This is a genomic window from Rhodococcus sp. 66b, assembly GCF_002076325.1.
Taxonomy (GTDB): domain Bacteria; phylum Actinomycetota; class Actinomycetes; order Mycobacteriales; family Mycobacteriaceae; genus Rhodococcus_F; species Rhodococcus_F erythropolis.
Genome location: NZ_MUZB01000013.1, coordinates 84,346 through 96,860 on the forward strand (window position 1 = coordinate 84,346; position 12,515 = coordinate 96,860).

The window sequence follows — 12,515 nt, forward strand, 5'->3', positions numbered from 1 at the left end:
GATCGATGACTGACGTTCGAGCAAGTGAAGCTTTTCCCGTGACCCAGGCCATGAAGGATTCGGGTGGCTGGAATCCTTTGTGGGACGGACTTTCGGAGCTGGATCCCGAGTGGACCGAGCTGTACATGAAGACAGCAATGCAGCCCTGGAACAGTGGGGTGCTGTCACCTCAGGTGATCCAGTTGCTGTGCATAGCCGTCGATGCGGCGAGCACACACATGTACGCGCCCGGCGTACGACGCCATATTCGCGCTGCGCTCGACATGGGAGTGACCCCGAAGGAGATTCTCGAGGTGCTGAAACTGACCACCGTCGTCGGGATTCACTCCTGCAATGTCGGCGTTCCGATCCTGATGGAGGAAATCGCGAACCGGTGACGGCGGTCAGTCCCGCTCGCGGTTCTCCCGTTCCTCACGCTGACGCTGGAGGAACGGGCTCGGGTTCTGTCCGCCGATCGGACCGTGGCCGAGGACTCCGTGCTCGTAGGCGGACTCCGCGTGCAGGGCAACGTCGATTCCGCGGGCCTCGTCTTCACGCGAAATACGGAAGCCGAAGGTCTTGTCGATGAGCTTTCCGAGACCGTAGGTCACACCGAAGGCATAGAGCGCGACCACGACGACACCGACGAACTGCTTGCCCAGCTGCGCGAATCCACCGCCGAAGAACAAACCTTCCGGACCGCCCGTCATCACGGCCGTCGCGAGGAGTCCGATCAGCAACGAGCCGACGATTCCGCCGACGAGGTGCACGCCGACGACGTCGAGGGAGTCGTCGTAGCCGAGCTTGTGCTTCCATCCCACGGCGTACGAGCAGACGATGCCCGCGATCAGACCGATGACGAGCGCACCGAACATGTTCACCGTTCCGCACGACGGGGTGATCGCGACCAGACCGGCGACGACGCCCGAAGCTGCGCCGAACGTCGTGGGGTGTCCGTCACGGTTCTGCTCGACGAACAGCCAGCCGAGTAGTCCGGTACAGCCGGCGACGAGTGTGTTGAGGAAGATCTGCGAGGCCATACCGTCAGCCGCAAGGGCCGACCCGGCGTTGAATCCGAACCAACCGAACCAGAGCAGACCGACGCCGAGCAGGACGAACGGCAGATTGTGCGGACGCATCGACTCGGCCTTGAAACCCATCCGCTGGCCGAGGACCAGTGCCAATGCCAGGCCTGACGCTCCGGACACGATTTCGACCACGAGGCCACCGGCGTAGTCGAGTGCGCCCATCTGGGCGAGCCATCCCTGCGGATTCCACACCCAGTGAGCGACGGGGACATAGACGAGCAAGGACCAGATGGGGACGAAGATCATCCAGGCGGAGAACTTCGCGCGGTCGGCGATCGCACCACTGATGAGTGCTGCAGTAAGGATTGCGAACGTCAATTGGAAGGTTGCGAACAACACTTCCGGGACATTCCCGTGCACGGTCGACGGGTCGATGCCCGCCATGCCGATGTGTTCGAGTCCGCCGATGATGCCACCGTGATCGTCGCCGAACACGAGGCTGTAGCCCACGAACAACCACGCGACCGTGACGAGTGCGATGGAGACGAAGCTCATCATGATCATGTTGAGTACGCCGGTCGAGCGGACCATGCCGCCGTAGAAGAGCGCGAGTCCTGGCGTCATCAGAAGTACGAGTGCAGTACTGACGAGCAACCAGGCAGTTGCTCCGGCATCGATGGTGGCGGGCACAGTTTTCTCCTCACGCATGCGGACCAGCCCGCGTGCACGGAACCCACGATGGGTGCGTGCGGTTTCCTCCGCACTGCGATTGTGTTGCGAACATGTTTCGGGAGAAGTCGGCGTTGCACCCGCACCGGATCACCTGTCGTGGGTCGCCGGTAGTCTTTGCGCGTGGCCCTGTACCGGAAGTATCGACCCGCGTCCTTCGCCGAGGTGGTGGGGCAGGAGCATGTCACCGCACCGCTCAGCACGGCCCTCGACACCGGACGCATCAACCATGCCTATCTGTTTTCCGGCCCGCGTGGCTGTGGAAAGACGTCGTCGGCGCGAATCCTGGCGCGTTCGCTGAACTGTGAGCAGGGACCGACGTCGACGCCGTGCGATGTATGCGACTCGTGCGTTTCGCTTGGCCCGGGCGGCACAGGCAACCTGGACGTGACGGAACTCGACGCCGCAAGTCACGGTGGCGTCGACGACACCCGAGAACTCCGAGACAAGGCGTTCCACGCCCCCGCCGCTTCTCGCTACCGCGTCTTCATCATCGACGAGGCACACATGGTGACGGCGGCGGGCTTCAACGCGCTGCTCAAGATCGTCGAAGAGCCGCCGGAGCACCTCATCTTCATCTTTGCGACGACGGAACCGGAAAAGGTTCTCCCGACCATCCGTTCTCGTACACACCACTACCCGTTCCGCCTGTTGGCGCCGTCGACCATGCGCGGACTCCTGGAAAAGATCTGCGCCCAGGAAGGCGTACCGGTCGAGCCTGCTGTTTATCCCCTGGTCATCAAGGCTGGCGGCGGTTCGCCTCGCGACTCGTTGAGTGTCCTCGATCAGTTGCTCGCGGGAGCCGGCGAAGAAGGTGTCACGTATCCGCGGGCGCTCTCTCTTCTCGGAGTCACCGACGTCGCGCTCATCGACGAAGCAGTAGACGCCCTGTCTGCCAGTGACGGAGCCGCCTTGTTCGGCACTGTCGATCGGGTGATGGACGCCGGTCACGATCCACGCCGATTCGCGCTCGATCTCCTCGAACGTCTACGCGATCTCATTTTGATGCAGGCAGTCTCCGATGCCAGCGAACGAGGGTTGGTCGATGCGCCGGAGGCCGAGCTGGTCACGATGCGTGAACAGATTCAGCGAGTCGGCCCGGCCACGCTCACCCGTTTCGCCGAAACCGTCCACGCTGGTCTCAGTGAAATGCGTGGGGCGACGGCGCCGCGGCTGCTGCTCGAAGTGATGTGCGCGAGAATGCTGCTTCCTTCGGCCTCCGACACCGAGTCGGCTGTGTTGCAGCGGCTCGAGCGCCTGGAACAAGGTATTCCGGCTGCCGGAGTCGCGGCTGCCGCTGCCCCTCGCGCGGCAGCAACGCCGGCACCGACTGTGCCGCCGCTCGAACCGGAGATTGCTTCCAAGTTCCAACGGCCCTCCCAACGCAAGGCCGAGCCTGAGGCACGGCCGGAACCAGCCGCCCCGGCTCCGGCGGCGCCGCCGGTCGTCGAGGCTCCTGTCGTCGAACCTCCGGTAGCGGCAGCTCCCGTGGTCGAGCCTCCCACCGTCGAGATCGTGGAACCGCCGGTTGCGGAAGCTCCAGTGGTTGAAGCTCCGGTGGTTGAAGCACCAGTGGTTGAAGCTCCGGTTGCCGAAGCTCCAATAGTTGAAGCTCCTGTGGTTGAACCACCGGCCCCTGCTCCGGTCGAAGCGGAAGAGCTGATCGGGCTTGCCGAGCCGGAACCCGACTACGAGCCCGAGCCCGAGTACGAGGAGCCGGCGGCTGCAGAAGCTGCGCCGGTCTCGGCGGGCCCCACAGTCGAGACCCTCCGTGAATCGTGGAACACCTTGCGCAACAAGGTCGGTGAACGAAACAAGGTTCTTCCGGCCATGCTGTCCGCTGCGACGGTTCACGACGTGCGTGGGCATGTTGTGGTCATCGCTCACGGCTCGCCGGTCCTGGGTGCTCGTGTGACGCAACCGCACAACGCGGCGGTCATCTGCGAGGTCCTTGCCGAGATGTTCGGTGGCACTTGGCAAGTCGAGTATCAAGAAGGTGCGCCCACAGCGCCGGCAGCATCGAGCGCACCCAAGGCGACAGAAGCTGCGAGCCGCCCGGCCGCTGCGCCCCGATTCTCGCGCCCCAGTCAGGAGCGTGCAGCGCAGCAGCCCAAGGCCCCGCAGCCCCAGCGCGGAGATTCGGACGACATTCCGCCGCCTGAGGCCCCCGACTATCCGGAAGACCCTGGACCGGCCCCTGCTCCTGAGGTCGACTACGAGGCAACTCCTCCGCCTGCAACGCCGGAGGACGAGGACGAGATGTTCGCGGAGGCGGCTGAGCCCGCTGATCCGACTGCCAGACGTGATCCCGAGGACGTTGCAAAGGAACTCCTCAAGGACGTCCTCGGGGCACGCCGCCTCGAAAGCTGAGTTGCCGACTCGGTCCGTGCGCGTGAAACGGCTGTCGGAATGCCGCGGCACCACTGTGTGATCGAATTGTTATAAGTGCCGTTCCTTTTGTGTGCGCACGTGTCGAAAGGGCACCGACTCGGCCCGGCAAAGCTGAATTGTGTGTGGCCGGTTTGCTGGCACATTCGTTCGCCCAATTCCGGTGTAACGAAACATCGATTCGGACGATGGTCGCCGAAGAATATCTGGAATTTCTTGTTGCCTGATCGACATTCGCGTGCTGTTGCTAATTCTCAGTGTGTCACGAATGTTCAGATTGATAGTTGTCGGATGTTTGTTTTGCGGTGATCGACCAATTTGGGACATTCGGCGAATTGGCCACATATTCGGCATTGCGGCATTTCGGTGCGCACTCAACTGAGCATTTGCCGATCTCGAGAAAAAGGTGGCCGTGAAACCGGCATCCGGTACGGATGTTCAAACCACTGCTTGACCGGCGACGAAGCAAATAAGTAACTCTGAGTTACAGCTAACTCTCGATTGCTATCAAATTGCTGACACATGTTCACGGAGCTGAACGACCTTTGTTATTTGTTTATGCCTTGAGGTGAATCTGCGTTTTACACACGGCTGAACGCGTGGTTAGTCTTCGGTCGATTGAGTCTCCCGTGGATGCGCGCGAAAATAGGAAGTGTAAGATGACTGAAGATTCAACTAATCCCGCGATCGCGATAGTCGGGATGAGCATGTGGTCTCCCGGTGCCCATGATCTGCAAGGATTTTGGGAGAACGTCCTCGCGCGACGGATGCAATTCCGAAAGTTCCCCGAGTCGCGGATGTCGCTCGACGACTACTGGAGCGCGAGCCCTGACGACGTCGACAAGACATACGCCGACCGCGGCGCGTTCATGGACGGTTTCGAATTCGACTGGGTCGGTCGCCGGATACCGGAGCGAACCTTCAAGTCGACAGATCTCACACACTGGTTGGCGCTGGAAACAGCACTCGGGGCTTTGACGGACGCGGGCTACAGCCGAGGATCGGTGCCAACTGGACGCAGCGCCGCAATCGTCGGCAACTCCCTCACCGGTGAAGAATCCCGGATGTGGTCGATGCGTTTGCGTTGGCCTTACGTCAAGCGCGCACTCGCTGTGGCAGCCGAAGCGCGCCAGTTGGACAGTTCCGTCGCCGATGCTCTCGCCGAGACGATGGAAGAGGTCTACAAAGGCCCGTTGGTGGAGCCGAGTGAAGACACTCTGGCCGGCATGTTGTCGAATACGATCGCCGGCCGTATCTGCAATTACCTCGACTTCAACGGCGGCGGGTACGTCGTGGACGGTGCGTGCGCGTCCGGAATGCTCGCGGTGGCGACTGCAGCCGAAAAGCTGGCGTCCGGCGCGGCCGACTTCGTATTGGCAGGTGGAGTCGACGTCAGCCTGGATCCTTTGGAACTGGTGGGATTCGCCCGTTTGGGTGCACTGACACGCGGCGACATGAACGTGTACGACGCAAGCCGAAGCGGATTCATCCCGGGTGAAGGTTGCGGATTCGTGGCCTTGAAACGACTCGAGGACGCCAGGGCGGACGGCGACTACGTGTACGCGACGATTCGCGGCTGGGGCATCTCTACCGATGGCAAGGGGGGAATTACCAAGCCCCGCGCCGAAACTCAGGCCGAAATGATCCGTCGCGCATACTCGGGAGCGGGATTCGCGGCCAGCGAGGTTGCCTTTGTCGAAGGACACGGAACTGGTACTCCCGTCGGGGACCCTGTCGAATTGGCCGGAGTCCAGCAGGCCGCGCAGACGGACGGACCAGTCGAGGCTCGTAGCATCGGCATGACCTCACTGAAGTCGCTGATCGGGCACACGAAGGCGGCTTCGGGCATCCTTGCGCTGATCAAGGCGACCATGGCCGTCAATCAACGAATCCTTCCGCCGCTCGCCGGTTGCACCGACCCGAACCCGGCGTTCGGAACCGAAGCACCGGCACTCTTTCCGCTTGTCAACGGCGAGATCAGAGATCCGTCGGAGAAGATGCGTGCCGGTGCGCAAGCCATGGGTTTCGGCGGTATCAACTGCCACGTCGCGATCGAATCGGCTGATGCACCGTCCAGCAAGCTGACACCCTCGCAAGACGTCCGCACGATGATGGCGTCGTATCAGGACACCGAGGTATTTGTACTCTCTGCAGATTCCGCGGTGGACTTGGCGACCCGAGCGCGGGATGTTGCAGATCTGGCGGTTCCGTTGAGTGTTGCGGAGCTGCTGGACTTTTCGGCGAAACTCTCGCGAGTGATCTCGCCGACCGCGCCCTTCCGTGCCGCAGTGGTGGCCGGACGTCCCGCGCAGTTGGCCGAACGCATGCGTCAGCTTGCCGTGATCTGCGAGAACTCCGCTCCAGCTTCCGGCCAGGTCAAGGTGGTGAGCAACGAGATCTCGATTTCGAACAGCGTCCGCCACGACATCGGATTCCTGTTCCCTGGACAGGGATCCCAACAACTCGAGATGGCTCGCGTGCTGATCGAGCGCTTCGAGTGGGCGCGCGAACTGGCGACCAATGCGGACGGCTGGTTGGAGGGAGTTGGAGCGGAGGCGATCACGCCGCGGATTCTGCGGAACCCGGTCAAGAGCGCAGACGCTGCGGAATTGGCGAAGTGGAAGCGGGACCTCGCCCAGACACAGTTCACCCAGCCCGCCGTCGCCTTGGCGTCGCTGCTCTGGTTCGAGTACCTCCGCCGATTGGGTGTCACACCCAGTGCTGTCGCCGGCCACAGTCTCGGGGAGTTGACTGCGCTCTACGCGGCCGGAGCTTACGACCAGAAGACGCTGATCACCTTGGCTGCGGCGAAGGGTGCGGCCATGGCTGTCAGTGGTGGTGGAAACGGCGCAATGGCGAGCCTGACCTGCGACCGATCGACGGCTGAGGCGATCATCGCGGAGGCAAAGGGTTACGCGACCGTCGCGAATCTGAATACGCCTACGCAGAGTGTGGTTTCGGGTACCAAAGACGCGGTCGACGATGTGGTTGCCATCGCGAAGACCCGCGGAGTGTCGGCTCAGGCGCTTGCCGTGTCGAATGCTTTCCACTCCGAGATGATGAACGAGGCCGAACGGGAGCTGAAGTCCACTGCGCCCGTTGACGAGCAAGTCGATTCGTTGACTTGCCCCGTGTATTCCTGCGTCGAAGGGGAACGCGTACAGACGCCACTGGCACTTCGCGAACTGGTCACCAAACAGGTTGTCTCACCGGTTGACTGGGTCAAGACGGTAAGTGGGATCTCGCAGGAAGTGGACCTGCTCGTCGAGGTCGGACCCGGCCGTGTGCTGACCGGGCTCACCAAGGCGATCAATGGGACCGACGGCGTGCGCTGCTTCCCCGTTGCGTCCAAGTCCGGACGCGACGAGGACTTCAACGTCGCACTGGCCGCGATGTACGTACACGGCGCTCAGGTCCGCTGGAACGAACTTTTCGACGGCCGGTTCGTGCGCGAATTCGTTCCTGCCGATCAGAAGGTGTTCATCGAGAACCTGGCCGAGGCGAAACTGACGGTTGCCTCTGCTCCCGAACCGCTCGCACTTGGTACGTCCGGCGGGGATCCGGCTGCGGCGCTGGCCGATTACCTGAGCCGACGCGGGACCTTCCTCGTCGACGTCATTCGCGCGGATGTAGGCAGTGGAGCGACTTCTCCGTCTTCTCCATCTGCTCCGACTTCGCGGGCAGTCACCAACGGCCACGAATCTGTAGCAGCGAAAGCTCCTTCGCCGGTTTCGGCTCCGGTAGTCGAAGAGCCGGCTGTTGCGGGCGCCGGGTCCGTGGAAAGTGAGCTGATCAGGATCCTCGCCGATACGACGGGATTCCCCGCCGAGTCGATCACGACGGATCTGCGTCTGCTCGATGATCTGAATCTCGACTCGATCAGTGCGGCAGAGGCTATTTCGAAGGTTGCACATCAGTTCGAGGTTGTCGACCTCGACCCTGCCGAGTTGGCCAACGCCACCATCGGAGAAGCAGCATCGCTGATCCTTGCGGCATCACCGCATCCCGGTTCTGACGTTCCAGCAGCGAGTTCTGCGCAGTCGGACGTGTCGCGAATACTGCTCGAGGTAATCGCGGAGGACACCGGATTTCCGGTGGAGTCTCTCGACGTCGACCTCCACCTTCTGGACGACCTGAACATGGACTCGATCAAGGCCGCCGATGCAATCGCGACGGTGGCAACACGATTGGGTGTTCAGGGTGACCTGGATCCGGCCGAACTCGTCAACGTCAGCCTGGGTGAACTGATCGAAGTGCTCGATCGGTCCGCGAAGGAGAAGTCGGGGCAGCAGCAGCCGGCTGCTCGGGCGCTGCCGGCGAAGGCAAAGGGTATATCAGCCGACAGTTTCACCTGGGTTCGCGATTACACCCTGGAAAAGGTTCGGAGCGAGACAGCGTTGCACGGAGTCCGAGACCTCACGGACACGACGTTTGTCGTCATCGGTGACGACGCCGGTTTGGTCGGAAGGTTGGAATCCGAACTTCGAGGTCGTGGTGCTCAGGTCGACATTCGCACATTCTCCGACAGCACTACTGCGAATGCACACCACGTGGTTGCCGTCATGCCGCGCGTGACCGATGATTCCGTCACCGAAAGCGGCTTGCGCCGTGGGATCGAACACATGTACAAGATAGTTCCGGCGCAGCAAAGTGGAGGCGCGCGAACCACATTGGCAGTGGTTCAGTTCACCGATGTCGAGTTGAGCAATCCAGCGCCGGTGCCGAGTGTGGCGGCTTTCACCGCTTCGGTGCATCACGAGCGTCCCGAACTGGATGTGCGCGTCATAGGATTCGACGGCTCGACTGCGGACGCGGAGGTGGCAGCCACTGTCGTCTCCGAGTTGGATTCGGTTGCACCCTATGTGTTCGCGACTTACGACGCCGAGATGGGACGCACGGCACTGCAACCGCGAGTTCTCGCCTCCAACGACTACACCGTCCGCGAAAGCGGATTGGGAAGTTCGGATGTCGTGGTCGTGACCGGTGGCGCGAAAGGCATCATGGCCCAATGTGCTCTGGCCCTCGGCCGAAAGACCGGCGCCGAACTGGTGCTGATCGGAAGCTCTCAGCGACAAGCGGGCGACGAAATCGCCTCCACTCTTGCGGACTTCACGTCTGCCGGTTTGAGCGCTCACTACTATCGCTGCAACGTCACGGATGCCGCGGCGGTGACCGGCGTCGTCGCCCAGATCGAGGTCGAGGTGGGGCCGATCACCGGGTTTGTCCACGGTGCGGGGGCAAATGTTCCGCGGCGGTTCGAGAGAGTCGACAGCGCTGCGGCTTTCAAGGAGGTTGCACCTAAGGTCCTGGGCGCAGCCAACTTCGTCGAAGCGCTCGCTGATCGTGACTTGAAGCTGTTCGTGGGCTTCTCTTCCATCATCGGATTCACGGGTATGCCCGGAAACAGTTGGTATGCATACGGAAACGAGCTTCTCGACGAAATGGTGGTGCGGTATGCCGCCGGGCACCCGAAGACTCGGACGTTCTCGCTCGCGTACAGCGTGTGGGGAGAGACCGGGATGGGCGCCCGCATGGGCAGTGTCAACCACCTCGCGAAGATGGGTGTCATGCCGATTTCGACGGCTGCGGGAGTGGATCATTTCCTTCGCCTGGTCGACAGCGGACCCGAGGCGAGTCGTATCGTCGTGACCAGTCGACTCGGCGGTCTCGACACCTGGGCGCCGGCAGCACCGGCTCTGCCGGCGGTGTCGCGCTACATCGACCAAGTGGTGACATTCGAGCCGCAGGTAGAACTGGTGACCCGGACGACGTTGTCCACCTCGGCGGATCCCTTTGTCCTCGATCATGTCTGGAAGGGATCGGCGCTGCTTCCGACGGTGTTCGGGCTCGAGGCGATGTCGCAGGCGGCGGCGTATGTCACCGGACGCGTGACCCTGGGTCGCGTCCGCATCGACGACATCAAACTGGATCGACCGATCGTCGTCGACACCGTCGAGGGCACCAGAGTCGAGATCAAGGCAAGCGTCGTGGAGCAGGATCGTGATGCCGCAGGAACGCGGGTGCATGTCACGATCGGCACCGAACGGACCGGGTACGGGCGGCCCCATTTCTCGGCCGACTTCATCTTCGGGCTGGACGAATCACTGCCGGAGTTCGAGAAGGAGTTGCCGCGACCGGTGCTCGACATCGATCCGTTGGACGACCTCTACTCGTGGTTGCTGTTCCAGGAGGGCGATTTCCGCCGACTCGAAGAGATCTCGAGCCTCGATTCCGAGCACATTCTCTTCAGTGCTATTTCGCGAGCCGACCGTAAGCAGCACCTCCTCGGTGATCCGTATTTCCTCGATTCCCTGCTCCAATCGGGCCAGATCATGGTTCCGCGGGAGATCTGCCTTCCGGTCAACATTGCGCGAATCGACATGTACGACGGACGATTCGAGGCTCGTTCGTTCACCGCGTACGCCTACGACAAGGTGCAGACAGAGACCCACATGCAAGCCGACGTGGCGGTGGTGAAGGACGGACGAGTGGTGATGCAGCTCGAGGGATATCGCTCCCAGATTCTCTCCCACGACGAAAGCCGTCCTACGGCTGAGGAAATCGCGGATCCGACTGCGCGCGACGCACAGATCATTCTCGACAAGCTCGCGCAACACAGCCGGGCGTTGGGAGTGAAGAGCCCGCGGGTTGTGGTCGCGCACACCCCGGGGATTCACGAGTTGACCAAGTCGGAACGCCACGAGCAGGAGAAACCGATCGCCGAGGCGGCCGTGAACATTCATCTCGATGAGGATGTGGTGATCAAATGAGTAATGCCTTTGCCATCGAATGGCAGGAAACCGGAAAGCCCGTCGTTGTCGGTGATATTCCACCCTCTGTGGATGTCTCGCTCTCGCACGACGGCAGCAAGTCACTCAGTTCGGCCGGCGACTGGCCTCAGGGGTGTGACATCGAACCGATTCGCTCCCGAACCGTCGTTCAGTGGAAGGCGCTTCTGGGTTCGGCGCGGATTCCGCTGCTCGACGAGTTGATCGCAGGCGGCGAATCACTCGATCGTGCGGGCACCAGGCTGTGGGCGGCGGCCGAGGCGATCCGAAAGGCCACGGGGCAGATGTCGGTTTCTCTGGCGATGGGCGCCAGGGAGGACGACGCAGTGACCTTCCGCGGCGGCGCAGAGGGAAGCGTGGTGGTTCTGACCTTTCCGGCTCTGTTGACAGACAACGAGGAGCGGATTCTCGCTTTTGTGACCGATGAGGCGGATGCCGAAGAGCGTGTTTCGGACGAGGAGGATGCCGAAGAGTCGGCGCAGGACCCGGCACCACAGTTCGACACCGGCCCGTTGTCGGCGAAGTCTCTCGCGCAGTTCGACCCGATGGCCTACGGCTCCGACGTGCATGTGGTGGCCCGAAGCGGCTATCCGGCGGTGTCGATCCGGTTCCCCGTCGGGTTCCGGGACGCGTGCAACGTCGGTGGATCAGTGGGGTTCGCGAGCTTCGCGCTGTGGTTGGGCGCTTTGCGAGAGAGGGGAACCGGACCGATCTCGAAGCAGATCGTGGAGGACATGGCGACGGGTCGTTGGGGCATGGTGACCAACAACTCCGAGGTGTTCATCGATGCGAACCTGTACACCGACGACATTGTCGAGGGGACGATCTGGATCACCGAGCTCACCGGTCCGGATCGGGCAACCACCAATCTGCATGTCGAATGGTGCCGGGTCGACGGCGAGACGCGCACTCACATCGGGTGGAGTGCGATGCAGACGACGTGGGTGGAAATCCTCTCCCACGGTGTGGTGGCGGCACGGCCGATGCCGCAGTACTTCCACGATTTCATCGAGCCGATGACGATTCCGACGGGGGCGAAGAACATCGCTGTCCCCACACAACCGAAGGACGTCGATCGTGGTTCCTTGATCCGCTCGGCTCCGATGGTGCCGCGCAATCCGTACCTGCTCGAATCCGAGGTGTTCTCGACGACGATGCAGGACGGAAACGTCGTGGGCAACATCTACTTCGGCAACTATTACATCTGGCAGTCGAGGGTTCGGGACAAGTTCCTCGCCCGTTCTCAGCGTGAGGCCATGGCGGCCAGAGGCGCTCTCGGGGAACTGCGTTGTGTGCACACCAGGGTTGAGCATCTGCGCGAGGTCATGCCGTTCGACGACGTCCTGGTCACGATGTCCTTGGCTGCCCTCTACGAGAGGGGGATCGACCTCGAGTTCGAGTACTTCAAGGTCAATCAGGACGGATCACGGGAGAAGCTCGCGATCGCTCGGCACAGAACTGTCTGGACGATGCCGGGCGCTCCGGGAGAACTGGAAATCTCTCCGCCGTCGAAACTTCCGCAGTCACTGATCGATTCGGTGCTGGAGGCGATCGACGGAAAGTAGACGGGGGATTTTCCGAGATCGAAGTGGAGAGACGGGTT

5 protein-coding genes are annotated in these 12,515 nt (G+C 62.1%); 4 read left to right on the plus strand and 1 reads right to left on the minus strand.

The window, feature by feature from the left end; all coding sequences use genetic code 11:
• The first annotated feature begins 5 nt into the window (after positions 1-5).
• Entirely contained in the window at positions 6-377 is a 372-nt protein-coding gene (locus B0E55_RS23470; protein WP_020905896.1) for a carboxymuconolactone decarboxylase family protein, read from the plus strand.
• Positions 378-383: 6 nt separating this feature from the next.
• Here B0E55_RS23470 and B0E55_RS23475 read toward each other — a convergent pair whose 3' ends face one another.
• Positions 384-1,697, minus strand: coding sequence for an ammonium transporter (locus B0E55_RS23475; RefSeq protein WP_003943791.1), 1,314 nt, complete (start codon positions 1,695-1,697; stop codon positions 384-386).
• A gap of 162 nt (positions 1,698-1,859) precedes the next feature.
• Between B0E55_RS23475 and B0E55_RS23480 the strand changes: the two genes are divergently transcribed.
• The 3 genes from B0E55_RS23480 (at position 1,860) to B0E55_RS23490 (ending at position 12,477) form a co-directional block, all read left to right on the plus strand.
• On the plus strand, positions 1,860-4,106 hold the full coding sequence (locus tag B0E55_RS23480) for a DNA polymerase III subunit gamma and tau (RefSeq protein ID WP_080910559.1): 2,247 nt from the start codon (positions 1,860-1,862) through the stop codon (positions 4,104-4,106).
• Positions 4,107-4,783: 677 nt separating this feature from the next.
• A complete protein-coding gene (locus tag B0E55_RS23485; RefSeq protein ID WP_080910560.1) occupies positions 4,784-10,894 on the plus strand; it encodes a type I polyketide synthase in 6,111 nt (2,036 codons plus the stop codon).
• On the plus strand, positions 10,891-12,477 hold the full coding sequence (locus B0E55_RS23490; protein WP_080910561.1) for a hypothetical protein: 1,587 nt from the start codon (positions 10,891-10,893) through the stop codon (positions 12,475-12,477). The genes B0E55_RS23485 and B0E55_RS23490 overlap by 4 nt, the downstream gene beginning before the upstream one ends.
• The last annotated feature ends 38 nt before the right edge of the window (positions 12,478-12,515 follow it).

Excerpts from the sequence above, each read along its gene's own strand:
- B0E55_RS23490 (WP_080910561.1), top strand. The coding sequence starts at position 10,891 with ATGAGTAATGCCTTTGCCATCGAATGGCAGGAAACCGGAAAGCCCGTC.
- B0E55_RS23485 (WP_080910560.1), top strand. The coding sequence starts at position 4,784 with ATGACTGAAGATTCAACTAATCCCGCGATCGCGATAGTCGGGATGAGC.
- B0E55_RS23470 (WP_020905896.1), top strand. The coding sequence starts at position 6 with ATGACTGACGTTCGAGCAAGTGAAGCTTTTCCCGTGACCCAGGCCATG.